This is a genomic window from Mesorhizobium sp. WSM4904 (assembly GCF_029674545.1).
Classification (GTDB): Bacteria; Pseudomonadota; Alphaproteobacteria; order Rhizobiales; family Rhizobiaceae; genus Mesorhizobium.
This window is the reverse complement of record NZ_CP121354.1, coordinates 3,835,451-3,859,031: the sequence shown is the minus strand read 5'-3', so window position 1 is coordinate 3,859,031 and position 23,581 is coordinate 3,835,451. Positions and strand designations below refer to the sequence as shown.

Sequence of the window (23,581 nt, the reverse complement as noted above, 5' to 3'; positions counted from 1 at the left end):
TCGTCATGACAGGTTTCGAACGCGGTCTGCGGACCGCGAAAGGGCTGCTTTTGCCCGCTTTTGCCGGCCTTCTGCTCTCCGGATGCGTCGTTGGTCCAGACTATCGGACGCCCTTGGTGGTCGTGCCGGCGACCTGGAGCGACTGGAAGGCGACGAAGCCGACCAAGCCGGCGCAGCTGTCGCGATGGTGGCGGAAGCTCCGCGATCCCGAGCTCAACCAGTTGGTCGAGGAAGCGGTTGCCGGCAATCTGGACGTGGCGACGGCCAAGGCCAAGATCCGCGAGGCGCGCGCGTCCTACCGCCAATCCGCGGGGACGCTGTTTCCATCCGCCGACGGTTCGGCCTCCGCCACGCGCAACAAGGTCGCCGCGACCACCTCGGGCGGGACCGCCAGCGAGACCTACGACCAGTATCAGGCGGGCTTCGACGCCAGCTGGGAGATCGATCTCTTCGGCGCCAATCACAGGAGTGTCGAGGCCGCCCGCTACGGATTGGACGCCTCCCAGGAGAGCCTCCGTTCGACCCTGCTGACCTTGATCGGCGATGTTGCCTCCAACTACGTCCAGGCCCGCGGCTACCAGACCCGCATCGCGCTTGCCCGGCGCTCGGCTGCATCGCAAAGGCAGACCGCCGAGCTCACCCGCACCATGGCCTTGGCCGGCACGGCAACCGCTGCCGATGTCGCCAAGGCGATGGGACAGGCAAGCAGCACGGAAGCCGACGTCCCGACCCTGGAAGCGAACTACGCCGAAGCGGTGCACCGCCTTTCGGTGCTCACCGGCCGTCCGCCGGCGGCGTTGGTCGAGCGGCTGAAGCGCCCCAGGTCGATCCCGGCGCCGCGCCTACCGATCCCGACCGGCATTCCGGCCGACATCCTGCTGACCCGCCCCGACGTGCGGATGGCGGAACGGCAATATGCTCAGTACACGGCCAAGATCGGCCAGGCAGAGGCGGCGCGCTATCCGAGCGTCAGTCTGACTGGAGACATCAGCACCACCGCCCTCAAGCTCGGCGATCTCGGCAGGAATTCCACCATCGGCTGGTCGTTCGGCCCGACGCTCAGCGTGCCGCTGTTCAACGCCGGTCAGTTGCAGGCGGCCGTCGAGATCGCCAAAGCCCAGCGCGACCAATATTTCATTGCGTACAAGGCCGCCGTGCTGACGGCGCTGGAGGACGTGGAAAACGCCACCGTCTCTCTGTCGCAGGAGCGGATCAGGAACGGCAAGCTCGCCTCTTCCGCAAAATCCTATGGCGACGCCGCCCAGCTCGAAAGAACACTCTACAAAGCAGGCGAGACAAGCCTTCTCGACGTGCTGGATGCAGAGCGGTCGCTCTACACGGCCGAGGACACCCTGCTGCAGAGCCGCGTGTCGATGGCCACCGATTACATCGCGCTCAACAAGGCGCTTGGCGGCGGCTGGGACGGCACGATCGACAGCGCCAAGCCTGAAGTCGTCGATGTCGGCGCCGGTCCGCGGCTGGCATCGGAAACGCAGTGATATGAAGCCGGACGTCTATCTGAAGCCCTCGGAACAAATCTCCGTGAGCAATAGCTGAAAGCAATCATCCACTATACTATAACCTGGTCGAGGCAATGCGATGTCGAACGTCTACGATCTTGGAACCAATCTGGTGCGTCGTATCTATGAAAAGCGCATAGATGCACCAGCGATTCTTGATATCAGCACCCATTTCCCCAACGCGACGAAGTTCGCGGCCGCCTGGCAGAGTATTCGCGACGAAGCCCTGGCGGTGCAGTTGACCAGGGTGCCGCGCTTCCACGACATCATGCCGGAGCAGGCCGAGATTTCGGCCAATGACGGCCTCGATTGGCGCATGTTCGTGCTCAAGGCCTACGACATGACGATTCCGGAAAACCTCGCGCGAATGCCCACCCTCGGCCGGCTGCTGTCCGAATGCCCCGAGGTCAAATCGGCGGCCGTCTCATTCCTGGCGCCGCGCAAGCATATCCCGCCCCATCGCGGTCCCTTTCGCGGCATCATGAGATTTCATCTCGGGCTGGTCATCCCGAAACAGGCGGATGGCCGGCCGGCGACGATCATGATGATCAACCATGAGGACAGGCGGATCTCCGACGGCGAGTGCATGCTTTGGGACGACACTTTCGAGCACGAGGTGATGAACAACGCCGATCAGGCGCGTATTGCCCTGCTGCTCGATGTGTGGCGTCCGGAAATGCCCCTGGACATGGAGATCCTGTCCAGGCTGATCGTTCGCGGCGTGCAGGTGGGAATGCACTACAGAGGGGTATCTTTCGCCGGCTGAAGCCTTACGCCCTCGCCTCGCGAAACCCTCTTGCGCTGCCGCCGCGCTTGACCGGCAACATCATATCCCGGGCGAGCAACCCGCTGACGCGGCAGAAAGCCATGAAGGCGCGGCAGGCTTCCTCCGAGCTCGCGACATCGACGGTCGCGCCGAAGCAGGCGTTGAAGGCGAGATCATAGACCTTGCCCTGGCGGCGCTTCGGCCAGTCCTGCAGGAAGTCGAGCGCCTGCTCGACGCTGTAGATTTCCTCAACCGGCAGGCCGGGCGCGGGCGTGATGCGCACCGGCACCTCGAATTGCAGTCTGTCCATTCCCTGTCTCCCGAACTGGCGAAGCCCGAGCAGCGCCGTTCGTTCTGAAAAAATTCTTTTGACGCCTTCTGGGACAGGAATGTGACCTCAGTACGGTCGGCCGCTCGATCCCGGGTGCGGCGGATCGGCACCCTGGTCACATCGTTCGACGGGGGCGATGCGACAGGCATCGCCCCCGTCCCGTATTCCGCCAATTTCATTCGCGCCTACTGGTTGGCCGGATCCGTCTCCGCCTCGTAGGCCATGCGCGAGACCACCATCAGCAGATAGGCGGACGGAATGGCGAAGATGACGCCGAGCACGATCGCGGCCGTCCCCTCCATGCGAAGCGTTTCGGTAATGGCCCAGTAGACGGTGCCGACGCAGATGATTGCCTGGACGGTGAGAAACGCGGCTGCCGAGGCAGCGCGCGTGAGCGTTTTGAAGGTCTTGATACGTCGCATCGTGAGATGTCCAATGGACGCGCCACCCAACCGGCGGGCGGCACATGCCGTCGCCAGATCGCGGCGCGAAGGAATGTTTGAGGTGTGAAAACTGCGGTCAGCGGCCGCCGGGTTCAGGCCGTTGGTGGCGCGCGAGGCTGGTTGGCATGCGAGAGCGGCGCGGCTACGGGAACAGGCGCGAAGTTCGCCTGCGCCGGCAAGGCCTGGCCGGCGACAAGGAAATCGGATGCGGAGGCGAGCGCGCCGGGATTGCCGCCGACGAGCTTCAAGGGCAGCGGCCGGCCGGCGCGGGCCTCGATGGCCTGCGCCTTGCCGGTGACCCTCAGCAATGCAAGCGTTTCGCCCTGCCGCGTTGCGCTGAGGCCGGGGCCGCCCGCGGCCGAGGCGGCGGACGCGGAGACTTCGGCCTGAGCGAAGCCCAGCAGCGCGAGCACGAGCATCGCCATCAGGGCCAGGCATGCGGTCCTGAATGGCTGCAGCGTCGATCTTGCGCGTGCCGATGCCGTCAACGGCATTAAATCTCCCATATCCAGACCGCCCTACCCCATGGGGCAGCGAAAGGAAAGCCTGCAACAAACCCGGACGCGCCAGCTCTGCGCCAGCGAATATTCCCCGCAGCAAGCCGGTTGAAGGCACTTCGTCCTTGAACCTTGCCGCTTCCAGTGCCAAATCTGGAGAAAATTCCCGCATCGGCTCGCGTCAGGAGCCAACCCGCAACGGACAAGAATGGTTACCTATCTCGACGCCGCAACGGCTCCCTTGAGAAACACCGGCCAGATTCGCCTTTATGGCGAAGAAGGCTTTGCCGGCATGCGCAAGGCCTGCGACCTCACCGCGCGCTGCCTCGACGAGCTCGTGTCGATGGTGAAGCCCGGCGTCACTACCGAGACCATCGACCGCTTCGTCTTCGAGTTCGGCATGGACCACGGCGCGTTGCCGGCGACGCTCAACTATCGCGGCTACACCAAGTCCTCCTGCACCTCGATCAACCACGTCGTCTGCCACGGCATTCCCGACAACAAGCCGCTGAAGGACGGCGACATCGTCAACATCGACGTCACCTATATCCTCGACGGCTGGCATGGCGACTCCTCGCGCATGTATCCGGTGGGCACGATCAAGCGCGCCGCCGAGCGCCTGCTCGAGGTGACCTATGAGTGCCTGATGCGCGGCATCGCCGCGATCAGGCCCGGCGCCCGCACCGGCGCCATCGGCGCCGCGATCCAGACCTATGCCGAGGCCGAGCGCTGCTCGGTGGTGCGCGACTTCTGCGGCCACGGCGTCGGCCAGCTTTTTCATGACGCGCCGAACATCCTGCACTACGGCACCGTCAACGAAGGCGTCGAGATGCGGCCCGGCATGATCTTCACCGTCGAGCCGATGATCAACCTCGGCCGCCCGCATGTGAAGGTGCTGTCGGATGGCTGGACGGCGGTGACGCGCGACCGTTCGCTGTCGGCACAATACGAGCACACGATCGGCGTCACCGATACCGGCTGCGAGATCTTCACGCTGTCGCCGAAAAAGCTCGACCGCCCCGGTCTGCCGGCCTAGAGCATTTCACCGTTTCACGGGAACGGCGAACCGCTCTATCTCTTTGTTTTGGCGCAATTCCGAACGGAAAACCGTTTTCACACTTTTCCTGGAATTGCTCTAGGATTCTTGCCGCCGGACCGTCCCGACCGTAGCACTTGAAGTTTACCCCACGACGTCCATGGTCCCGCGCAGGGGTATGCCGCTCATCGTATCGCTGTGCGCAAGAGGCTTCTTCTTTTGGAGCTCACGCCGTCGCGACATTCGGCCCTCTGCGCCCATGGCTACTCGATCTTTCTAGGCCGGGCTCCGCCTCATTGTCGCGATCGTCATTGTTGCATTTTTGTTACATGCGATATCGAAGAAAATGCTGCTTCAATCTACTTCATTCCACCATTGATCTGGGTCAACCGATCATCTCTCCGCGGCTGTCATTGCTGCAGCGCACCAAATTCGAAATTTCAAGGAGAGATATTATGGTGAGAGACTGGATGGGGCCGCGACGGCGGGGGATCACGACAGTTGCCATCGCGCTTGTTGTGGCAGGGCTGCAGCAGGCCGCGGCGGCGGACGTACGATCGGTGGACACTGCGCAAGCAGAGGCTCCCATAGCGGCATCCAGCCCTTGGCAGATTCGCCTGCGCGCCCTGGGCGTGATCACGGACGACAAGGGCAACGTCAACGGAATCCCGGGCTCTGACCTTTCCTATTCGGACACGGTGACGCCGGAATTGGACATCTCCTATTACTTCACCGACAATCTCGCCGCCGAACTCATTCTCGGCACCACCTACGCCAATATCTACGGCGAAGGAACGATCGGCGGATTGGGCAAGATCGGCAAGGTTTGGGTACTGCCGCCCACGCTCACGCTGCAATACCATTTCACCGATTTCGGCGCCTTCAAGCCCTATGTCGGTGCTGGCGTGAACTACACGATCTTTTACAACCAGGACGCCGGCAGTGCCGACGCTCTCCATGTCAAGGACACATTCGGCGGCGCTCTGCAGGTCGGATTCGATTACATGCTGGATCAGCATTGGGGCTTCAATTTCGACGTCAAGAAGCTCTTCCTGGAACCGAAATTCGACGTCACGGTCGGCGGCACGGACTTTACGGGTAAGGCCAAGCTCAACCCGTGGCTGATCGGCACGGGTATCACCTACCGCTTCTGACAAGGCAGGACGAAGGTTGCCTGAGTCGCTATTCGGAGGTGCTTTGCGCGCCCTCCTCGCGCATCGGGCGCTTCGTCACCTTCAATACGCAGGCAGGCCCTCGAATCACCGTCGCGGCAGTGCGCGCACGACACGACCGAAGCCGGTGCAGGATTTCGCGCCCGCGCCGAAAAAACTCGACTGGGCCCGGCCTGCCGGCTTAGAGTTTCTTCTTGCCGGGCCTTTCCGGCCAAGAGCGGGCGGCCTATGGGGGAAACCGGCGACGACGAGCGGGGATTTTTCGCGGAGCTGCCGATCCGGCGGCCTGCGAAGGCCGAGCCGGCCGAAAAGCCGCACTATCATGGTCATCGCGACCGCTTGCGCGAACGCTTCGTCGCCGGCGGACCGGATGCCCTGCCTGACTATGAGTTGCTCGAACTCCTGCTTTTCCGGCTGATCCCGCGCATCGACACCAAGCCGATCGCCAAGGCGCTGATCGCCCGCTTCGGCTCGCTGGCCGAGGTGCTCGGCGCGCCGCCTTCCCTGCTCGAGGAAGTCAAAGGCATCGGCCCGGCGGTGGCGACCGATCTCAAGGTCATCGCGGCGACCGCCCAGCGCATGGCCCGCGGCGAGGTGCAGAGCCGCGAGGTTCTGTCCAACTGGCCGCAACTTCTCGACTATTGCCGCTCGGCGATGGCCTTCGAGACGCGTGAGCAGTTCCGCATCCTCTTCCTTGACAAGAAGAACGGGCTGATCGCCGACGAAGTGCAGCAGACCGGCACCGTCGACCACACGCCCGTCTATCCGCGCGAGGTGGTCAAGCGCGCGCTCGAACTCTCCGCCAGCGCCATCATCCTGGTGCACAACCATCCGTCCGGCGACCCGACGCCGTCGCGCGCCGACATCGAGATGACCAAGCAGATCATCGATACGGCAAAGCCCCTCGGCATCGCGGTGCACGACCACATCATCATCGGCCGCAAGGGCAACGCCTCGATGAAGGGGCTGCTGCTGATTTAGCGATGTCTGCTTGGAGCAGAACGGACTCAATTGCAGACATTTCGGTTTCGATGCGATTGCCGAGTCGGGGAGTTCACCCGAGCCGTTCATAGTCCAGACATGACATCTGGCGCGTGCCATCGCGCGCGAAGACTGCCGCCTTCCACTGAACACTCGGGCTCCTTCCGGCATGATCCTGTTGGCCCGAACTCACGGCGATGATCCGCTCCCTTCGCTCCCAACCGCACCAATCAAACGGACGAGTACCGCGCGCACTCGCCAAAGCATGTGCTCCGCTCCCTCGCGGAGCTGATCAGTGGCGCCATGCCATCCGAACGACGACAGATGCGTTTGGTGCCCGTTCGCAGGCCTGCGGTCAGAGCGGGGTCAGCTCGACTCCGGGCACCGGACCTTGAGCAAGCGGTACCCATGGACCACGGACGCGCCAGGGCGAGAATTCAGCCTCCCACGGGCATCGCGAGACGAGTTTCAGATGGCAATGACGATCTCGCCGACCAGGTCGCGGAACCAGCGGTGGCCGGGATCGTAGTCGTGCCGGTCATGCCAGATCATGGAGAGCGAAAAATCCGGCAGCGCGAGTGGCGGCTTGCTGTAGCTCAATGCTAGCCGGGCCGCGACCACCCGGGCTGCGTAGTCGGGCAGCGTTGCGACCGCATCGCACTTGGAGAGATAGAACGGCAGCGCGGCAAGGTCGCCCGCCACCAGGACACGACGGCTCAGCCCCTGCTTGGCAAGGGCGGTGTCGACCACGCCGCTTCGCTCGCCGCTGAACGAGGTCAGCAGGTGCGGCAGGCCGAGGTAGCGCTTGAGGGTGATCGGCGGCCGGATTCCCAGCCGCCGGCCATTGAACACGCAGCCGTAGTTGCGCGGGCCCAGGTTCCTGCGGCGGTGCCAGGATTCGATCCTCGGAAATACCGACACGCCCAGCTCAATCTCCTCGCTGTCGAGAAGCGCTGGCCCCGTATGCAGGCTCACAGGCCGCACAACCAGACTCACGCGAGGGGCCTGCTTAGCGAGCGCCTCCAACAGTAGCGGCATGACGCAGATGTCCAGCGCGCTCGGCAGACCCAGTCGGAACACGCGTTCGGAAGGCCCCGGCTCGAAGTGGTCGCGTTCCTGCAGCTTGCGCTCGATCGCCTCGAGGCTCGGCAGCAAGTCGCAGTAGAGCGCCTCGGCGCGCGGTGTCGGGACCATGCCCTGGCGCACGCGCACGAACAGCCGGTCGTCGAAGATCGCTCGCAGCCGCCGCAGCGCGTGGCTCACCGCAGGCTGGCTCACGAACAGGCGCTCGGCCGCGCGCGTCGTCGATCGTTCGCGCATCACCGTCACGAACATCACCAGCAGGTTCAGATCGACGCCCCGAAAATTCTTCTCATTCATGACTGTCATGAAAACATGCCATTTGCTTCATGGCAACGATGATTTCAGGCTATGGCTTTGGCCCTCAATTGGAATGGACCCATGTCTCTTGAAGCAGATCGCAGAGCAGTCCTCGCCTCGGCGTCAGCGCTGATGGCGGCGAGCTTGATGCCCAATGCACTGCTGGCCGATTCCGGATCAAAGGAATCGAACACCATGTCTCAAGCTGAACCGTTCAAGATCCATATCCCCGACGCAACGCTCGCCCGCGTCAGGGATCGGCTCCAGACCGTCCATTGGCCGAAGGTCTCGAAGACCGCCGGCTGGCGGTATGGCGTAGATGCGGACTGGTTCGCGAAGCTCGTGTCGTACTGGCGCGGCACTTACGATTGGCGGTCGATCGAGGCGTCGCTGAACCGCACCCCGCAATATCTGGTCAATATTGACGGCCGAAACGTTCACTATGCTCGACTTGCTCCGGCCGGCGGACACGGCGCCCATCCGCCGCTGCTGCTCCTGCACGGATGGCCGTACACATTTGCCGCCATGCTTCCGCTGGCGGAGAAGCTCGCAGACGATGGCTTCGAAGTAATCGTGCCGTCCTTGCCGGGTTTCGCGTTCTCGGAAGCCCCCGACGATCAAATCCGTGGCCTCCGCTTCATCTCCAGGCGAATCGATCGCCTGATGACCGATGTTCTTGGTTACGCCCGTTACCTCATTCATGGCGGCGACTTTGGCGCGGTGGTCGCCGATTGGATTGCGATCGACACGCCCGACCACCTGGCAGGCATCCATGCCCACATGATCGCCTTCCGCCATGCTGGCGCGGAGTATGGGTCAGGCCAAACGGGTGTCGCGGACCCAGCTCCCGAGGAAGTGGCCTATGCGAAAGCCGAGGTGGAGAACATGGATCGTGAGAGCGCCTACTTTCGCCTCCAGTTCACGCGCCCCGAGACCATCACATATGCCCTGACGGACAGCCCGGTCGGCTGGGCCGCCTACATGCTCGACAAGTGGCAGAAATGGAGCGACACGCGCAAGCGCAGCGTCGACGCGATCTACGGCCCGGACCGATTGCTGACCGAAGTCATGCTGTTTCTCGTCACCGACACGGTGGCGACCTCGATCTGGCCCTACGCCGGCTTTGCCACGGAGCCGTTTGGCCTGCAGCCCGGGCAGAAGATAGCGGTTCCGTTCGGCTACTCGTCGTTTCCCGATCCGCTCCTGCCCCGCATGCCGCGCCGCTTCGTCGAGCGATCGCGCCCCGACATCAGATTGTGGCGCGAGCACGATGAGGGCGGCCATCTTTCGATGCTCGAGCAGACGGACGTTCTTGCCGCTGACATTCGGGATTTCGCTGCCGGACTTGAGTGACGGGGCAGACCGCCAAGGTAGCAACGTTGATACCTTCGACAGAGAGGAACGGCGTATATGGACCTGCAAAAGCAGACGGCAGTCATCGTCGGAGGGACGGGCGACATCGGACACGCCACCGCGAAGCTGTTCGTCAAAGCTGGCGCTCGCGTGATCATAACCGGACGACAGCGGGAGCGTGCGGCAGCCAGAGCTCAGTTGCTTGGCCCCTTGGCGCGCGGCGATGCCGTTTCACCTGCCGATGAGGCTGATCTGCGCCATTTCTTCGGTGAGATCGGCACGTTCGACCACCTGGTTCTGACCTTGGGGACGCAGTCGATCACGCTACCCTTCGCGCAGCTCAACGACGGGCACATGCGTGACGCCATGGATTCAAAGTACATGGCGTATACGCGAACCCTGCGCGCCGCCCTCGGCCACGTCCAACAGTCGGTGACCTGGCTGACAAGTGCCGCCGCTCGAACGGCGCTACCCGGGCTCAGCAATTATGCGGCACCGAACGGTGCCCTTCACGCGATGATGGGCCCGCTGGCAATGGAGCTTGCGCCCTGAGCGAATCTCATGAAGCGACCGCTGCGAGAACCGCCTTCGCACCTGGTTTGGCCTCATAGGCCATGGCTTCCCCGATTTGGTCAAGGCTAAACGTCTTTCCCCGTCGCGTCCTGAACATCGGGTCGGCGATGATCTCTTCCAGCGATGTCAGGGCAGCACGAAGCTTCCGCGGGTCTTTGACGGTTCTGCTGTTAAAATTGCTGAACCCTTTCATCGTAAGGGTCTTCGCCAGAAAGAGCGCGGACGGAGCCGAGATCGGGATTGCTCCGCTGAGAAAGCCATAGAACGAAACGGTGCTGTTGACCGGCAGATGCGGAACGATCCGATTGATTAGCTCTCCTCCAATGCCGTCGAAGACCGCCGTCGTGCCGAGTTCTTCCGCAAGCCTGGCGAACCGGCTTTCAAACTTTTCCGTATCCGTGCTCAGCACATGCTCGACACCGAATCCGCGAAGCTCCTCGCCTGCCTTCTCGGAACGGACCAGGGCGAGCAACGGGATGTGTTTTCTCCGAGCGATCGCCGCGACGGCAAGCCCGGTGGCGGACGCTCCCGCCGTGACGATCAGGCCCTTGTGTCCTACGCTCACCATCTCTTCCAGAAAGGCGTACCCGGTCATCGCATTAACCAGAGAACCGCAATAGTCCTCGACTGCAACGCTCTCAGGGAGAATGAGAGCGCTGGTATAGGGCACGACGGCTTGCTCAGACCACAAGCCGACAATATCCGCGCTCGGCGTCAGCGAACGGTAGAGCGCCACATTCCTGCCCGCGAAGTCGGCCGGGACATCCGCACCAATGGCGCTCACCCTGCCGGAGGCTGAGGCCCCCCATATGTTGTGGAGGCTGGTGTTGAGCCCCACCGTGATCGTCGGTCTGGCAAGAAAGGCCTTGTCACCATGGTTGATGGCGGAGGCGACGATGTCCACCAGGATGTGTCCGCTCGGCGGGGTGGTGGGCGTTGGAATCTTCCGAACCTCAAGCTGGCGGGTTTCGGTGACGCAGACGGCTTTCATCTTCGAATTCTCCTTATTGGTTGGACTCCGAAAGTCATCTCAACGCTCACACTTACCTTTTACAAGTACGGAAATTTTTGTTAGTGTAAAAGCCATGCAACTCACCACCCCATGCCCTGTGGCGTTCACATCGAAGATCCTCGGCGGACGATGGAAGGCTCGTATCGTATGGGCCCTCATACGCGACGAGCCGCTACGGTTCTCCGCGATACGAAGAGCCTGTCCGCCGATCAGCGACCGCATACTGACGAAGGAACTGCGCGAGCTGGAGGAATGGGGACTGCTTTCGCGTAAGGAGTACCCAGTGATCCCGCCGAAGACGGAATATAACCTGACTCCCCTTGGCAACACTCTTCGTCCGGTCATACGATCGATGGCCGATTGGGGGCTTTCCTATCGGTCAGAGATTGTGGACGAACCTGGTGGCTAGCCTACGGCGTCCTCCCGTTGCGATATTCGTGTGCGCCCACTACGCCAGATGCCGGCGCGCTCCGACGGCGATTGCCAGCACGGATACGGCGAAGCCCCTCGGTATCGCGGTGCACGACCACATCATCATCGGCCGCAAGGGCAACGCCTCGATGAAGGCGCTGCTGCTGATTTGAGGCGTTTGCCCGACATTCGAGATTGCCGGGCGAACGACATCGTCTCCTCATCAGATAGTCGGCTCTGGAATTTCAACAGGAAATCAAGCATGATGGGGCTTGGTATTTCCATAGGATGCTTCGCGCTCCGGTGAAATATCGGGAGGACGGGACATGGCCATTGTGCTTGTACTCGTTTTGATCGTTGTGGGCTCGGTGTTGTTCCACCTCCTGAGCCCATGGTGGTGGACGCCGATCGCCTCGAACTGGGACTATATCGACAACACCATCATCATCAGCTTCTGGATCACCGGCATCGTCTTTTCCGCCGTCGTGCTCTTTATGGCCTATTGCGTCTTCCGCTTCCGGCATCGGGAGGGCAATCGCGCGGCATATGAACCGGAGAACAAGCGGCTCGAATCGTGGCTGATGATCGCCACCGCGGCCGGCGTCACCGCCTTGCTCGTTCCCGGTCTCTTCGTCTGGAGCCGCTTCGTCAACGTTCCCAGCCAGGCCGCCGATATCGAGGTTATCGGCCAGCAATGGCAATGGAGCTTCCGCTTGCCGGGCAAGGACGGCAAGCTCGGTACCTCAGATAACCGCGACGTGACCGCCGACAATCCGTTGGGCATCGCCCCCAAAGATCCCAACGGCCAGGACGACGTCTTGGTCGAGGCCGCCGATCTGCACCTTCCCGTCGGCAAGCCGGTCAAGGTGCTGCTGCGTTCGATCGATGTGCTGCATGATTTCTACATCCCGGAATTCCGCGCCAAAATGGACATGATCCCCGGATCGGTCACCTATTTCTGGTTCACGCCAACCAGAACCGGAACCTTCCAGGTCTTGTGCGCCGAGCTGTGCGGCCAGGGACATCCGCTGATGCATGGCGTGGTCGTGGTCGACACCGAGCAGGACTATCTGGCCTGGCTCGGCCAGCAGCAGACCTTTGCGCAATTGTCCGCGCCCAAGCAAACCGGCTCGGCGAACCAATCGTCCGGAAAGACGTCCGGTTTGGACGTCGCGGCAAGACTCGAAACGCTCGGGGCCCGCTGAACAGGGCACGGAGGTGTTCCCATGGTCGACGTCACACCCGCAGATGCCGTTCCACCCGCCGAAGTCGGGGAGGTCGAGCTCTACCATCCGCACAGCTGGTGGACGAAATACGTCTTCTCACAGGACGCCAAGGTCATAGCGGTCCAGTATTCGGCGACGGCAACGGCGATAGGCCTTGTCGCGCTGGTGCTGTCCTGGCTGATGCGCCTGCAGCTCGGCTTCCCCGGCACGTTCGACTTCATCACCCCGGAGGCCTATTACCAGTTCATCACCGTGCACGGCATGATCATGGTGATCTACCTGCTCACCGCGCTCTTCCTTGGCGGCTTCGGCAATTACCTGATCCCGCTGATGGTCGGCGCCCGCGACATGGTCTTCCCCTATGTCAACATGCTGAGCTATTGGGTCTATCTGCTCGCCGTGCTGGTCCTGGTGTCGAGCTTCTTTGCGCCGGGCGGGCCGACCGGCGCGGGCTGGACGCTCTACCCGCCACAGGCGATCATGAGCGGCACGCCGGGCGGCCAGGATTGGGGCATCATCCTGATGCTCTCTTCGCTCATCCTGTTCATCATCGGCTTTACCATGGGTGGCCTGAACTATGTGGTGACGGTGCTGCAGGGCCGCACACGCGGCATGACCCTGATGCGCCTGCCGCTCACCGTCTGGGGCATCTTCACCGCCACCGTGATGGCGCTGCTCGCTTTCCCGGCGCTGTTCGTTGCCTGTGTCATGATGCTGCTCGACCGTCTGCTCGGCACCTCCTTCTTCATGCCGGCGATCGTCGAGATGGGCGAGCAGCTGCAGCACAATGGCGGCAGCCCGATCCTGTTCCAGCATCTGTTCTGGTTCTTCGGCCACCCGGAAGTCTACATCGTGGCGCTGCCGGCCTTCGGCATCGTGTCCGACCTGATCAGCACGCATGCGCGCAAGAACATCTTCGGCTACCGCATGATGGTCTGGGCCATCATCGCCATCGGCGCGCTGAGCTTCGTGGTCTGGGCGCACCACATGTATGTCAGCGGCATGAATCCCTATTTCGGCTTCTTCTTCGCCACCACGACGTTGATCATTGCCGTGCCGACCGCGATCAAGGTCTATAACTGGGTGCTGACGCTATGGCGCGGCGACATCCACCTCACCATACCCATGCTGTTCGCGCTCGCCTTCATCGTCACCTTCGTCAACGGCGGCCTGACGGGCCTGTTCCTCGGCAATGTCGTCGTCGACGTGCCGCTGTCGGACACGATGTTCGTCGTAGCCCATTTCCACATGGTCATGGGCGTCGCGCCGATCCTGGTGATCTTCGGTGCGATCTATCACTGGTATCCGAAGGTCACCGGACGGATGCTGGACGAGACGCTCGGCCGCTTCCATTTCTGGGTCACCTTCCTCGGCGCCTATCTGATCTTCTTCCCCATGCACTATCTCGGCCTGATGGGCGTTCCGCGGCGTTACGCCGAACTGACCGACATGAATATCATGACGGAATCGGCCCACCATCTGAACTCGTTCATCAGCATCATGGCCTTCATCGTCGGCTTCGCCCAGATGGTGTTCCTGTTCAACCTGATCTGGAGCATCCGCCATGGCCGCGAGGCCGGCGGCAACCCGTGGCGGGCAACGACGCTCGAGTGGCAGACGCCTGAGACGCCGCCGGCGCATGGCAATTTCGGCAAGGAGCTGCCGATCGTCTATCGCTGGGCTTACGACTACAGCGTGCCAGGGGCCAAGGAGGACTTCATCCCGCAGAACGTGCCGGGCTCTTTCGGCCCCTCCAGGGAGCCGGCATGAGCGTCATCCTGGTCTTTCTGCTGGTGATAGCCGGCTTTGCCGGTTGGTGGCTTTCGCACCAGCGGCTAATGGCGAAGCCGTGGCTGGAGCAAGGCGTGGCCGGGGACTTCGTCGGCTTCGACCGGTCGGCCCTGCCCACCGCCAAGATCGGCCTCGGTGTCTTCCTCGCTGTCGTCGGTTGCCTGTTCTCGCTATTCACCAGCGCCTACTTCATGCGCATGGGCCTGTCGGACTGGCGGCCGCTGCCGCTGCCGCGCCTGCTCTGGCTGAACACCGGGGTGCTGGTGCTGAGCAGCGTCGCGTTGCAATGTGCCGTGGTCGCCGCGCGCAGAGGCCAGGTGGACATGGTCAGGCTCGGTCTTGCAACGGCCGGGCTGACCGCCCTCGCCTTCCTGGCCGGCCAGTTGATGGCCTGGCGGCAACTGACCGATGACGGCTACCTTTTGGCCTCCAACCCGGCCAACAGCTTCTTCTATCTGATCACCGCGATGCATGGCCTGCACATACTGGGCGGACTGGTCGGCCTTGGCAGGACGAGCGCCGGCGCCTGGAACGGAACGCGGCCGGAGCGGCTCAGCCTCAGCGTCGAGCTCTGCGCCATGTATTGGCATTTCCTGCTTTTCGTCTGGCTCTGCATCTTCGCCGTTCTGGCCGGCTGGGCGACGACGTTCGTGAGCATTTGCCAACGGCTGCTGACCTAGGAGACTGGCGATGGCCGAGACGACACTGACGCACACCAGCCAGTTGGATCGCCCCCAAGGCTGGCGCGGGATCGCCGCCGACTGGGCCTCGGATCAGCGCGCCTTCAAGAACGTGTCCTGGGGCAAGGCCATGATGTGGATCTTCCTGCTCAGCGACACCTTCATCTTCGGTTGCTTCCTGCTTTCCTACATGACGGCGCGGATGTCCACGCGCGTGCCGTGGCCGAATCCGAGCGAGGTCTTCGCCCTGCGCATCGGCGGCTCGGAAATCCCGCTGATCCTGATCGCCATCATGACTTTCGTGCTGATATCGAGCAGCGGCACCATGGCGATGGCGGTCAATTTCGGCTACCGCCGCGATCGCCGCAAAACCGCGATCCTGATGCTTTTGACCGCCGCGCTCGGCGCGACCTTCGTCGGCATGCAGGCCTTCGAATGGACCAAGCTGATCACCGAAGGGGTTCGTCCCTGGGGCAATCCCTGGGGAGCCGCGCAATTCGGCTCGTGCTTTTTCATGATCACCGGCTTCCACGGCACCCACGTGACCATCGGCGTGATCTTCCTGATCATCGTGGCGCGAAAAGTCTGGCGCGGCGATTTCGACATCGGACGACCCGGGTTTTTCACGAGCCGCCGCGGCCGCTACGAGAATGTCGAGATCATGGGACTCTACTGGCACTTCGTCGACCTGGTCTGGGTGTTCATTTTCGCCTTCTTCTATCTTTGGTGAGAGGCAGACTTGTTGAGAGGCAGACATGGCTGAAGCAACCGCAAACGGTCTTGGGCAGCACGCACTGCATCCCCATGACGCGGCGATCGTCGCCAAGTCGGAGACGCATCAGGAGCACCCGATCAAGCTTTATCTGGTGGTCTGGGCGTGGCTGTTCATTCTCAGCACCTGCTCCTATCTGGTCGACTATTTCGGCATCCACGGCTATCTCAGATGGTCGCTGATCCTGATCTTCATGATGCTCAAGGCAGGACTGATCGTCGCCGTCTTCATGCATATGGCCTGGGAGCGGCTGGCGATGATGTATGCGATCATCCTGCCGCCGATACTGGTGCTGGTTTTCGTGACGATGATGGTCTTCGAGGCCGACTATACGCTGCTGACCCGTATCGCGTTCTTCGGGCCCGGCCCCTGACACCCGATACGGGGTCCATCCGCAGCACAACCAGCCGGGAACGGCCGGTTCCGGAGCCTTGAAACAACATGCTGCCGGCCCATTTTGGTTTGGCGTATGCGCCGTGAACTCGAGCAAAGGACGCGGACAATGACGATAGCAAACAAACTGAGAGACTTTATCGACGGCAAGGGAATCTCCTACGACACCGTCGGGCATCATCGAACTGCCACCAGCCGGCAGGCCGCCATTGCCGCCCACGTGCCCGGCAGCATCATGGCGAAGTCCGTGGTCGTTCACCACGAACTCGGCTATGCGCTGGCCGTGGTCCCAAGCACCCACAGGATCGAGCTCAACAAGCTGCAGGACGTCATGGACAGGCGCCTCGGCCTCGCTTCCGAAGACGAAGTGGTATCGCTTTTCGATGATTGCGACATCGGTGCTATACCGCCGATCGGCGCGGCTTATGACGTGCCGGTCATCCTGGACGAAAGCCTCGGTGATGCCGCCGAGGTCTATTTCGAGGGCGGCGATCACAAGACGCTTGTGCATGTCAGCGGCAAGGATTTCCGCAACCTGACCACGGGCGCGCGTCAGGCGCGGTTCAGCCATCGGGCCTTCTGAGCGCACCGGCACTTTCGCCGGTGCGCCATCACAGGGTTCGGTTCGTCAATTCGCCGGTCTGCGGGCGGCCGGCGGCTCCACGACCTTGCGGTATACATGCCAGGTGGCATGGCCGAGAATCGGCAGCACCACCGCCAGTCCCGCAAACACAGGCAGCGAGCCGACGATAAGCCCAACGGCGACGATAAGTCCCCAGACGGCCATCACAATGGGGTTGGCCAGCACCACGCGCACTGAAGTGTGGATGGCCTCATAGGCCCCGACATCGCGATCGAGCAGCAACGGGAAAGCGACGACGGTGGTGCACAACACGACCACGGCGAATACGAACCCGATGGCGTGACCCAGCACGATCAAAGTCCAGCCGCGTCCGGTGGCGAATATCTCATTGATGAAGCTCGACAGTGACGCCGGCGGTTCGGGGCCGAACAGTTGCTCATAGAAAATCTTGGCGGTCAAAAGCCAAGCGATGAATATCGCAAACAGCATGATCCCGACCGCGGCGATGGCCGGCAGCGCCGGGGAGTTCCTGACCTCGAACGCGTGGCGCCAGGATGTATCGAGGCCGGCTTCCCGTCTGCGGCTGATTTCGTAGAGGCCGATCGCCGCGAATGGGCCGATCAGCGCAAATCCGGACACCAGCGGAAACAGCAGCGGCAGCGCGTTTGCTCCCGACGTCCAAGTGGCAAGCACCACGCCGACGAGCGGATAGATCATGCACAGAAAGACGATGTGCGAGGGTTTGACCATGAAGTCTTCGACACCGCGCCGAAGCGCGTCAAAGAGGTCGGAAACGCCGATCTTTCTGACTCTGGTATGCTCCAGCGTCTCGCTGGCCCCTGCAATCACGTGAAAGCTTGCCATGACCAATCCTCCAGACCAAGTCCGGCAGGGTCGCGGATCTTTACGGTGCTACCGCTCTGCGTGGCTGGCCACGCAAAACCGCGACCTGCACCCGCTATCAACATACTCCTTTGCGCCCGATTTGTCGCCCTCCGGACGGTGTCGGCGAAAGCATGTCTCCCGAAAGTGAGAACCGGTTTCGGGACAAAGACATGCGTAAAATCAAAAACCTAAAACCTGAATGATCGCGACGCGCTTTAGGTGCATGTCGCCCAAAAGCGCGCAGCGGTTTTGGGAGAACGACACGCATCAAAACAGAGACTTAAGGCGCGTCACCCGAATCCGTTTCTGCGCGGCGCGCTTAATGGTCAGCCGCATCAGCGTTCTGGCTCCAGGGCCGCTTTTTCGGTATTCTCAAGATGCGAAGGTGAACGTCATGGACACGCGGACGCTTCTCATACTCGGCCTTGGCATAGTTATTCTGCTGCTGTTGGGATTTTTTGCGCTGCCGGCGTGACGGCGCCGGGCGCGATATTCAACTGCGCAACTGCCGACCGTCTTCCTTCGGAATAAGCAGGCGACCACCAAATGGGCCTGGGAGCGCCGCGCTTACTTGGAAAACTGCTTCAGGTAGGCGATGACGTTGGCTATGTCCTGGTCGCTCTTGAGGCCTGGAAACGCCATCTTCGTTCCTTTGACCATGGCCTTGGGATCGTGAAGATAGGTCGTCAATGTGGGTTCGTCCCATTTGACGCCGGACTTTCCGGCCGCGATCATGGCCGCGGAATAGGTGAAATCGGGATGTGTGCCCGCCGTGCGCCCGATGACGCCATGCAGGGACGGGCCGACCTTATTCTTGTCCTGATCCGCGATGTGGCAGACCTTGCACTTGGTGAAGACCTTCTCACCTGCGGCGGCGTCCTGCGCCTGCGATGGGCTTGCAAAGAAGGTCGTGGCGGACAAGACGATGAAAAGCGCGGTTGCGCGCATGGCACTTCCTCCCTGATTGCCGTTTACGCCGGACGATCCGCGCCACACCAGCCTGCTGGCGTACCCGGCACGGTAGAGCGGAATGTCCGTGTCTCTTCAGTGGAATTGCGGCATCTACATACCACAGAATCATCTCAATGGGTAGAAAAAGCCAGCTTTTGCGAAGGTTTAGGCTGCGAGGGGTAGCCGCCCGAAACGGCAAAAGCGGCAGAAACAGGGGTTTCGCCAGCTCCCATTTTCGGTGTCGTCGTCCGTGCAAGCCTGTTCTGGACGGCACGATCAGGGCGGGTCGGTCTTGCAGCTTGCAGCGATCTGGCCGATTGCCTCCGACAGTCCGGCGAGATCGAAATCGGCCTCGCCGCGTCCCGATAGCAGGCCGAAGCGCCATGACAGCAACAGCCGGTTCGCGGAAACCAGCCGCTTGATGCCGTCATCCCCTTCCCTGACCAGCAATTTGCCGCGTGGGCCGACGGACCAGCTTTCGTCGAATTTGCTGCCGCCGTCGACCATGACCGACATGGTGATCTTGCGGCTGGCCGAAACAGCGTCGTTGAGCTGCAGCCATTCGCTCCAGCGCGGTTCACCGTCGGACCGGCAGGCCAGCGTCAGCACCGGACTGTAGCCCAGCGCACCGCCGCCGGTGATCAGCTTGTTGGTGGCGTAAAGCGATGCGGTCACCTGGCCGCCGGCGGCATCGACGCGCCAGTTGCCGAGATCGGGTCCGGCTTGAGCAACACAAGCCGAGGCAAGCAAGAGCGCCGCGGCAACAACCACGCCCCTCATCTTGAATGCCATGATCACCCGCGCCTCCAAACAACCCCGCCAAATGCGATACCGCGCAGATAATCATCAACGTTCGGTATCGCCAGCAGCCGGCATTCATCCGAAGCCGATTGTGTTGCCGCGCGGCAACAACGAAAAAGGCCGCCTCGAGGGCGGCCTTTCCAAATCACGTATCGGGCCGTTTTTTACTCGGCGTCCTTGGCGGCTTTCTTCTTCGGCGCGGCCTTCTTCTTGGGCTCTTCCGCCTCGCCGGCGGCCTCGCCCGACTTTGCTTCACTTGCCTTGGCCTCGGCCTTCTTCGAGGAAGCCTTCTTCGCCGGCTTCGCCTTGGTCGCGGTTTCGGCCTCCTCGTCGTCGGCCATCAATTCTTCCTTGCTGACCTTGACATCATCAACCGAGATTTGGCCGAGCAGGTAGTCGACGACCTTCTCCTCGAACATCGGTGCGCGCAGCGAATTGATCGCCTCGGGGTTGCTGCGATAAAACTCGAAGGCTTCTTGCTGCTGGTTGGCCGGGAAGCGGCGGACCTGCTCGAACAGGCCGCGCTGCAGCTCTTCGTCCGATACGGTGACGCCGGCCTTCTCGCCGATCTCGGCAAGAACCAGGCCGAGACGCACGCGGCGCTCGGCCAGGCGCATATATTCGGCGCGCGCCTCTTCTTCCGTCGTCTCCTCGTCGGCGAAGGTGCGGCCGGCGGCCTCGAGGTCGCGGTTGACCTGCGCCCAGATGTTGCTGAACTCGGCCTCGACGAGCTTCGACGGCGCCTCGAAGGAATAGGCGGCGTCGAGTTGATCCAGCAGCTGGCGCTTCACCTTCTGGCGTGTCATCGAACCGAACTGGTTCTCGATCTGACCGCGCACGATCTCGCGCAGGCGCTCCAGCGATTCCAGGCCGAGATTCTTGGCGGTTTCGTCATTGATCTCGAGCTCGCCGGGCTTGGCCACTTCCTTGACGGTGACGTCGAAGGTGGCTTCCTTGCCGGCCAGATGCGCCGCCTGGTAGTTCTCCGGGAAGGTGACGGTGACGAGCTTCTCGTCGCCCGCCTTGGTGCCGATCAGCTGGTCCTCGAAGCCCGGAATGAATTCCTTGGAGCCGAGCACCAGCGGCTGGTCGGTGCCGGCGCCGCCGGCGAAGGCTTCGCCGCCGATCTTGCCGACATAGTCGATGCTCACGCGGTCGCCCTCCGCGGCCTTGCCGTCCTTGGGCTCGTAGCTGCGCGCAGATTCGGCGACCCGCTTCACCTGGTCTTCAATTTCAGACTCCGGCACGTCGTAAACCTGACGCCTCACCTTGATGTCGGAGAAATCCTTGATCTCGATCGCCGGGATGACCTCGTAGTTGAGGCGGAACTCGAAGTCGGCGCCGCCGGCCAGGATCTTCTCGGCTTCCTTCTCGTCCTCGGTCATGATGACTTCGGGCTGCATGGCGGCCTTCTCGCCGCGGCCCGAGATGATCGAACGGGTCGAGTCGTTGAGTATCTCGTTGACGACCTCGGCCATGAACGACTTGCCGTACATCTTGCGCAGGTGCTGCACCGGCACCTTGCCCGGACGGAAGCCGTTGATCCGCACCTTGTCGCGGGCATCGTTCAGCCGCGCCATCAGCTTGGCTTCCATGTCACCGGCCGGCACGGTGATCTTGATCTCGCGCTTGAGACCGGAGTTGAGCGTTTCGGTGACCTGCATCCTAAAACCTTTGTTTTCACCAATGAGGCTGCCAAACGGTCCTTAGCCGTTCACAGCCTGCCGGTATAATCTTGCCGGAAATGGCTTTTGGTACGGAACCTGGTGATTTGACCGCCAATGCGGCTCAAACTCTCCTGACCTATGCTTCCAAAAATGTGAAGAAGTCTTTGTTTTTCCTACTTCTTTTCACATTCTGCAGAAGCGGATAGTCGCGTCCCGTCACATTCGACACGCCTTTTGTCACAGGCTAGGCTAATTTTCAACCATCTTCGCAATTAGCGAATGACGGTGATTGGACCCGACCCATTGGACCCTGACATTGACAGAATGATGGCTACATGGGATTGCCGGGATGCGCGGATGTGGCGGAATTGGTAGACGCCCTGGATTTAGGTTCCAGTGCCGAAAGGCGTGGGGGTTCGAGTCCCTTCATCCGCACCACCCTTCGCTCTGACGAGCTCCGCGTGGCAAGCCACCCTGAGGCTCGTTAGAGCAAAACCTCCGAAGCCCTGGCGGAGGAGGACCGGCGCAGGCAATGCACACGCTGAATTCTCAGCGCCAACTCAACACACGCAGGTCTTTAATAAAGCGGCTCCTCGAACAGCGTCCTGTCGCCGTCCATGAGCGCCTTGATCTGCGGCGTCCCATCGGCCGCCAGCGCCAGCTTGATGCCGAATGGCCGCACCCGCATGTCTGTTTGGATCGCCATGCCCTCGCCTTCCGGCACATAGAAGCGGTCGATCCCGTACTCAGGCGCGATCGTCGCGTCCGGATCACGAAGGCCCCAGCCCTCGGCGAGATGGCCGGCAATGTTTGCCTCGTCCGGGCCTGCCGATGCCGGCGCCTTGCCGAACCACGCCGCCGTCGGCTGCCAGTAGCCGTCGGCGCCCTTTTTGAGCCGCACCACGATCGAGGTGTCGTCGCTGGAAAACTTGCCTTGCGGGATGTTGGCGATCAGCTTCACCGGGATCCGCGATATGCTGTTGTTGACCGAAATATAGTCGCCGCGCAGGAGATCGCGCGGATCGACGGGCTCGACCTTGAGCAGAACTTCCTTGCCGTTGCGCAGGATCGCCGCGCGCCCGGCGATGATCCAGCTGAGGAAGCCGATCTGGACGAGCGCCAGCACCAGCGCCGAGATGATCAGTCTGTTCCCGGTCATGCCGCTGCTCCTCCTGCGGACGCCCTCATGCGTTTTTCAATGCGGATGATGACCAGCGCCAGGATGCCGAGCAGCACGGCCGCGGCAAGGAAGAAGCCGGCCGTATCCAGCATCGACTGCAGGGTGACGCTGTAGATGACGGCCAGCTCGAAAGCGAAGCCGGCATAGGCCAGCCAGCGCAGCCCGCGGCTCTCGCGCCCCGCAAGCATGATTGCCGCGACGATGCCGGCCGACGCGATAATCGAGGCAACGGCAAAGCCGCTGTTGTAGGTGCTTTCATCCGCGAGCTCGAATTGGATGATTGCAAGGCCCGTCAGGAATCCGAGCAGCGCATGCAACGGCAAGCGGCCGCCGAGCTGCAGGATCCTGTCGACTGGTCCGGCGGCAAAGACGCCGGCGGCAAACAGCGCCGCTGAACCTGCGACCACCGGGATGGCGACCCGCGGCGTGTTGTGATCCAGGGCCAGAAGGACAAGATAGAAGATCAGCGAAAGGATGATGCAATGACGCGCCGCCAGGCTGCGCGTCCAGAACGAGATGGCGAACAGAACGATCGCCATGGCGACGAAGAAATGCGGAAACCCGGCGTGCCAGTAATAGCCGAACCCCTTGAAGAACAGCCATCCATCGGCGATCCCGACCGCGGCCACCGTGAGCGGGCTGGAGCGCAGGGCGACCGCCGCCAGCGCCGTGCCGGCGCACCATGTCAGCAACGCCGAAGCCTCGTCGCCAGACAAATGGTACATCTGGCCGATCAGCGCGATCGACCCGCCAAAGGCCGCGGCGGCGACGATCCATAGCGCCTCGGCGATCGCCGCATGGTCGCGTGTCTTCAGAACGGCGCCGCCGACATAGCCGCCGAGGATGACCGCAAACAGCGCCGCCACCCGCGCCAGCCGCGGAATGGCTTCCCAGTTGGCCGCGACGAAGATCAGGATCGCCGCGCCGAACAGCAGCGCCGCCATTATCGCCAGGATCGAGCCGAAGCTCAGCGACGCTCGTTCGTTGGCGGTTACGTCGCGCGCCAAGGCCTCGGCGGTCGCCGCATCGATCAGGCCCGCTTCCCGCCAGCGGGCGATATCGACCCTCACCTTTGTCGCATAGCTCGCCATGCGTTCCCCCAAGCTTGGTCATTCTCTTAGCCGGAACAGCCAAACCGCTGACGCAGCGGCATTTTCCGATTCGGCCTTCTTTGTGT

General features: G+C 62.2%; 25 protein-coding genes, 1 tRNA gene and 1 pseudogene. 16 read left to right on the top strand and 11 right to left on the bottom strand.

The window, feature by feature from the left end; genetic code table 11:
* The first annotated feature begins 5 nt into the window (after positions 1-5).
* On the top strand, positions 6-1,499 hold the full coding sequence (locus tag QAZ47_RS18405; protein ID WP_278230305.1) for an efflux transporter outer membrane subunit: 1,494 nt from the start codon (positions 6-8) through the stop codon (positions 1,497-1,499).
* 100 nt (positions 1,500-1,599) lie between these two features.
* Positions 1,600-2,286, top strand: coding sequence for an aspartyl/asparaginyl beta-hydroxylase domain-containing protein (locus QAZ47_RS18400; protein WP_278230303.1), 687 nt, complete (start codon positions 1,600-1,602; stop codon positions 2,284-2,286).
* A 4-nt stretch (positions 2,287-2,290) separates the two neighbouring features.
* Here the strand turns inward: QAZ47_RS18400 and QAZ47_RS18395 are convergent, their stop codons facing one another.
* From QAZ47_RS18395 to QAZ47_RS18385, 3 genes are all read right to left on the bottom strand, one after another.
* Positions 2,291-2,596 (bottom strand): DUF982 domain-containing protein, encoded by a 306-nt coding sequence (locus QAZ47_RS18395; RefSeq protein ID WP_278077646.1) that lies wholly within the window; start codon positions 2,594-2,596, stop codon positions 2,291-2,293.
* Positions 2,597-2,802: 206 nt separating this feature from the next.
* Positions 2,803-3,039 carry a hypothetical protein gene (locus QAZ47_RS18390; RefSeq protein WP_278230302.1) on the bottom strand — a complete coding sequence of 79 codons (237 nt, stop codon included), beginning with the start codon at positions 3,037-3,039 and terminating at the stop codon, positions 2,803-2,805.
* A gap of 113 nt (positions 3,040-3,152) precedes the next feature.
* Positions 3,153-3,554, bottom strand: a complete 402-nt coding sequence (locus QAZ47_RS18385) for a hypothetical protein (RefSeq protein WP_278230301.1) — start codon at positions 3,552-3,554, stop codon at positions 3,153-3,155.
* Positions 3,555-3,765: 211 nt separating this feature from the next.
* Here QAZ47_RS18385 and map point away from each other — a divergent pair, with 211 nt between their 5' ends.
* From map to radC, 3 genes are all read left to right on the top strand, one after another.
* Positions 3,766-4,593, top strand: a complete 828-nt coding sequence (gene map / locus QAZ47_RS18380; protein ID WP_278202141.1) for a type I methionyl aminopeptidase — start codon at positions 3,766-3,768, stop codon at positions 4,591-4,593.
* A gap of 455 nt (positions 4,594-5,048) precedes the next feature.
* Positions 5,049-5,747 (top strand): OmpW family protein, encoded by a 699-nt coding sequence (locus QAZ47_RS18375; protein WP_278230300.1) that lies wholly within the window; start codon positions 5,049-5,051, stop codon positions 5,745-5,747.
* Between the two features lie 246 nt (positions 5,748-5,993).
* A complete protein-coding gene (gene radC, locus QAZ47_RS18370) occupies positions 5,994-6,746 on the top strand; it encodes a DNA repair protein RadC (RefSeq protein ID WP_278230299.1) in 753 nt (250 codons plus the stop codon).
* 468 nt (positions 6,747-7,214) lie between these two features.
* Here the strand turns inward: radC and QAZ47_RS18365 are convergent, their stop codons facing one another.
* Positions 7,215-8,126, bottom strand: a complete 912-nt coding sequence (locus tag QAZ47_RS18365; protein ID WP_278230298.1) for a LysR family transcriptional regulator — start codon at positions 8,124-8,126, stop codon at positions 7,215-7,217.
* 81 nt (positions 8,127-8,207) lie between these two features.
* Between QAZ47_RS18365 and QAZ47_RS18360 the strand changes: the two genes are divergently transcribed.
* Together QAZ47_RS18360 and QAZ47_RS18355 are read left to right on the top strand one after the other, a co-directional pair.
* The gene (locus QAZ47_RS18360) at positions 8,208-9,479 is read left to right on the top strand and encodes an epoxide hydrolase family protein (protein ID WP_278230297.1); all 1,272 of its coding nucleotides are present in this window, start codon (positions 8,208-8,210) and stop codon (positions 9,477-9,479) included.
* A 57-nt stretch (positions 9,480-9,536) separates the two neighbouring features.
* The gene (locus QAZ47_RS18355; RefSeq protein WP_278230296.1) at positions 9,537-10,031 is read left to right on the top strand and encodes an SDR family NAD(P)-dependent oxidoreductase; all 495 of its coding nucleotides are present in this window, start codon (positions 9,537-9,539) and stop codon (positions 10,029-10,031) included.
* Between the two features lie 7 nt (positions 10,032-10,038).
* On the opposite strand, the gene QAZ47_RS18350 is transcribed toward QAZ47_RS18355, so the two are convergent.
* On the bottom strand, positions 10,039-11,043 hold the full coding sequence (locus QAZ47_RS18350) for a zinc-binding dehydrogenase (protein ID WP_278230295.1): 1,005 nt from the start codon (positions 11,041-11,043) through the stop codon (positions 10,039-10,041).
* Between the two features lie 412 nt (positions 11,044-11,455).
* Here QAZ47_RS18350 and QAZ47_RS18345 point away from each other — a divergent pair.
* The 7 genes and pseudogenes from QAZ47_RS18345 to QAZ47_RS18315 all read left to right on the top strand — a co-directional run.
* A pseudogene (locus tag QAZ47_RS18345) lies at positions 11,456-11,648 on the top strand (hypothetical protein); the annotation flags it as partial.
* Positions 11,649-11,801: 153 nt separating this feature from the next.
* Positions 11,802-12,680, top strand: coding sequence for a cytochrome c oxidase subunit II (locus QAZ47_RS18340; protein WP_278230294.1), 879 nt, complete (start codon positions 11,802-11,804; stop codon positions 12,678-12,680).
* 21 nt (positions 12,681-12,701) lie between these two features.
* Positions 12,702-14,471 (top strand): cytochrome c oxidase subunit I, encoded by a 1,770-nt coding sequence (ctaD, locus tag QAZ47_RS18335; RefSeq protein ID WP_278230293.1) that lies wholly within the window; start codon positions 12,702-12,704, stop codon positions 14,469-14,471.
* Positions 14,468-15,172: a cytochrome c oxidase subunit 3 gene (locus QAZ47_RS18330; protein WP_278230292.1), complete on the top strand. Its 705-nt coding sequence runs from the start codon at positions 14,468-14,470 to the stop codon at positions 15,170-15,172. Before ctaD ends, QAZ47_RS18330 begins: the two co-directional genes overlap by 4 nt.
* A 10-nt stretch (positions 15,173-15,182) precedes the next feature.
* A complete protein-coding gene (locus QAZ47_RS18325) occupies positions 15,183-15,902 on the top strand; it encodes a heme-copper oxidase subunit III family protein (RefSeq protein WP_278202129.1) in 720 nt (239 codons plus the stop codon).
* A gap of 25 nt (positions 15,903-15,927) precedes the next feature.
* Positions 15,928-16,317 (top strand): cytochrome C oxidase subunit IV family protein, encoded by a 390-nt coding sequence (locus QAZ47_RS18320; RefSeq protein WP_278202128.1) that lies wholly within the window; start codon positions 15,928-15,930, stop codon positions 16,315-16,317.
* A gap of 129 nt (positions 16,318-16,446) precedes the next feature.
* Positions 16,447-16,920, top strand: coding sequence for an aminoacyl-tRNA deacylase (locus QAZ47_RS18315; RefSeq protein ID WP_278202127.1), 474 nt, complete (start codon positions 16,447-16,449; stop codon positions 16,918-16,920).
* A gap of 45 nt (positions 16,921-16,965) precedes the next feature.
* Here the strand turns inward: QAZ47_RS18315 and QAZ47_RS18310 are convergent, their stop codons facing one another.
* Complete coding sequence (locus QAZ47_RS18310) at positions 16,966-17,784, bottom strand: DUF2189 domain-containing protein (RefSeq protein WP_278230291.1); 819 nt, start codon at positions 17,782-17,784, stop codon at positions 16,966-16,968.
* Positions 17,785-18,004: 220 nt separating this feature from the next.
* Between QAZ47_RS18310 and QAZ47_RS18305 the strand changes: the two genes are divergently transcribed.
* Positions 18,005-18,280 carry a hypothetical protein gene (locus QAZ47_RS18305; RefSeq protein WP_278230290.1) on the top strand — a complete coding sequence of 92 codons (276 nt, stop codon included), beginning with the start codon at positions 18,005-18,007 and terminating at the stop codon, positions 18,278-18,280.
* Between the two features lie 92 nt (positions 18,281-18,372).
* Here the strand turns inward: QAZ47_RS18305 and QAZ47_RS18300 are convergent, their stop codons facing one another.
* The 3 genes from QAZ47_RS18300 to tig all read right to left on the bottom strand — a co-directional run bounded on the left by QAZ47_RS18300 (position 18,373) and on the right by tig (position 21,221).
* Positions 18,373-18,753 (bottom strand): cytochrome c family protein, encoded by a 381-nt coding sequence (locus QAZ47_RS18300; RefSeq protein ID WP_278077657.1) that lies wholly within the window; start codon positions 18,751-18,753, stop codon positions 18,373-18,375.
* A gap of 279 nt (positions 18,754-19,032) precedes the next feature.
* Complete coding sequence (locus tag QAZ47_RS18295; RefSeq protein WP_278077658.1) at positions 19,033-19,548, bottom strand: hypothetical protein; 516 nt, start codon at positions 19,546-19,548, stop codon at positions 19,033-19,035.
* Between the two features lie 173 nt (positions 19,549-19,721).
* Entirely contained in the window at positions 19,722-21,221 is a 1,500-nt protein-coding gene (tig, locus tag QAZ47_RS18290; protein ID WP_278202124.1) for a trigger factor, read from the bottom strand.
* Between the two features lie 356 nt (positions 21,222-21,577).
* Here tig and QAZ47_RS18285 point away from each other — a divergent pair.
* Positions 21,578-21,662 (top strand) — tRNA-Leu (locus QAZ47_RS18285).
* Positions 21,663-21,801: 139 nt separating this feature from the next.
* Here QAZ47_RS18285 and QAZ47_RS18280 read toward each other — a convergent pair.
* Both QAZ47_RS18280 and QAZ47_RS18275 read right to left on the bottom strand, forming a co-directional pair.
* Positions 21,802-22,383, bottom strand: coding sequence for a GDYXXLXY domain-containing protein (locus QAZ47_RS18280; protein ID WP_278230289.1), 582 nt, complete (start codon positions 22,381-22,383; stop codon positions 21,802-21,804).
* Positions 22,380-23,495 carry a DUF2157 domain-containing protein gene (locus QAZ47_RS18275; protein ID WP_278230288.1) on the bottom strand — a complete coding sequence of 372 codons (1,116 nt, stop codon included), beginning with the start codon at positions 23,493-23,495 and terminating at the stop codon, positions 22,380-22,382. The genes QAZ47_RS18280 and QAZ47_RS18275 overlap by 4 nt, the downstream gene beginning before the upstream one ends.
* Positions 23,496-23,581 lie beyond the last annotated feature (86 nt).

Excerpts from the sequence above, each read along its gene's own strand:
- QAZ47_RS18405 (WP_278230305.1), top strand. The coding sequence starts at position 6 with ATGACAGGTTTCGAACGCGGTCTGCGGACCGCGAAAGGGCTGCTTTTG.
- QAZ47_RS18400 (WP_278230303.1), top strand. The coding sequence starts at position 1,600 with ATGTCGAACGTCTACGATCTTGGAACCAATCTGGTGCGTCGTATCTAT.
- QAZ47_RS18395 (WP_278077646.1), bottom strand. The coding sequence starts at position 2,596 with ATGGACAGACTGCAATTCGAGGTGCCGGTGCGCATCACGCCCGCGCCC.
- QAZ47_RS18390 (WP_278230302.1), bottom strand. The coding sequence starts at position 3,039 with ATGCGACGTATCAAGACCTTCAAAACGCTCACGCGCGCTGCCTCGGCA.
- QAZ47_RS18385 (WP_278230301.1), bottom strand. The coding sequence starts at position 3,554 with ATGCCGTTGACGGCATCGGCACGCGCAAGATCGACGCTGCAGCCATTC.
- map (WP_278202141.1), top strand. The coding sequence starts at position 3,766 with ATGGTTACCTATCTCGACGCCGCAACGGCTCCCTTGAGAAACACCGGC.
- QAZ47_RS18375 (WP_278230300.1), top strand. The coding sequence starts at position 5,049 with ATGGTGAGAGACTGGATGGGGCCGCGACGGCGGGGGATCACGACAGTT.
- radC (WP_278230299.1), top strand. The coding sequence starts at position 5,994 with ATGGGGGAAACCGGCGACGACGAGCGGGGATTTTTCGCGGAGCTGCCG.
- QAZ47_RS18365 (WP_278230298.1), bottom strand. The coding sequence starts at position 8,126 with ATGAATGAGAAGAATTTTCGGGGCGTCGATCTGAACCTGCTGGTGATG.
- QAZ47_RS18360 (WP_278230297.1), top strand. The coding sequence starts at position 8,208 with ATGTCTCTTGAAGCAGATCGCAGAGCAGTCCTCGCCTCGGCGTCAGCG.
- QAZ47_RS18355 (WP_278230296.1), top strand. The coding sequence starts at position 9,537 with ATGGACCTGCAAAAGCAGACGGCAGTCATCGTCGGAGGGACGGGCGAC.
- QAZ47_RS18350 (WP_278230295.1), bottom strand. The coding sequence starts at position 11,043 with ATGAAAGCCGTCTGCGTCACCGAAACCCGCCAGCTTGAGGTTCGGAAG.
- QAZ47_RS18340 (WP_278230294.1), top strand. The coding sequence starts at position 11,802 with ATGGCCATTGTGCTTGTACTCGTTTTGATCGTTGTGGGCTCGGTGTTG.
- ctaD (WP_278230293.1), top strand. The coding sequence starts at position 12,702 with ATGGTCGACGTCACACCCGCAGATGCCGTTCCACCCGCCGAAGTCGGG.
- QAZ47_RS18330 (WP_278230292.1), top strand. The coding sequence starts at position 14,468 with ATGAGCGTCATCCTGGTCTTTCTGCTGGTGATAGCCGGCTTTGCCGGT.
- QAZ47_RS18325 (WP_278202129.1), top strand. The coding sequence starts at position 15,183 with ATGGCCGAGACGACACTGACGCACACCAGCCAGTTGGATCGCCCCCAA.
- QAZ47_RS18320 (WP_278202128.1), top strand. The coding sequence starts at position 15,928 with ATGGCTGAAGCAACCGCAAACGGTCTTGGGCAGCACGCACTGCATCCC.
- QAZ47_RS18315 (WP_278202127.1), top strand. The coding sequence starts at position 16,447 with ATGACGATAGCAAACAAACTGAGAGACTTTATCGACGGCAAGGGAATC.
- QAZ47_RS18310 (WP_278230291.1), bottom strand. The coding sequence starts at position 17,784 with ATGGCAAGCTTTCACGTGATTGCAGGGGCCAGCGAGACGCTGGAGCAT.
- QAZ47_RS18305 (WP_278230290.1), top strand. The coding sequence starts at position 18,005 with ATGATCGCGACGCGCTTTAGGTGCATGTCGCCCAAAAGCGCGCAGCGG.
- QAZ47_RS18300 (WP_278077657.1), bottom strand. The coding sequence starts at position 18,753 with ATGCGCGCAACCGCGCTTTTCATCGTCTTGTCCGCCACGACCTTCTTT.
- QAZ47_RS18295 (WP_278077658.1), bottom strand. The coding sequence starts at position 19,548 with ATGGCATTCAAGATGAGGGGCGTGGTTGTTGCCGCGGCGCTCTTGCTT.
- tig (WP_278202124.1), bottom strand. The coding sequence starts at position 21,221 with ATGCAGGTCACCGAAACGCTCAACTCCGGTCTCAAGCGCGAGATCAAG.
- QAZ47_RS18280 (WP_278230289.1), bottom strand. The coding sequence starts at position 22,383 with ATGACCGGGAACAGACTGATCATCTCGGCGCTGGTGCTGGCGCTCGTC.
- QAZ47_RS18275 (WP_278230288.1), bottom strand. The coding sequence starts at position 23,495 with ATGGCGAGCTATGCGACAAAGGTGAGGGTCGATATCGCCCGCTGGCGG.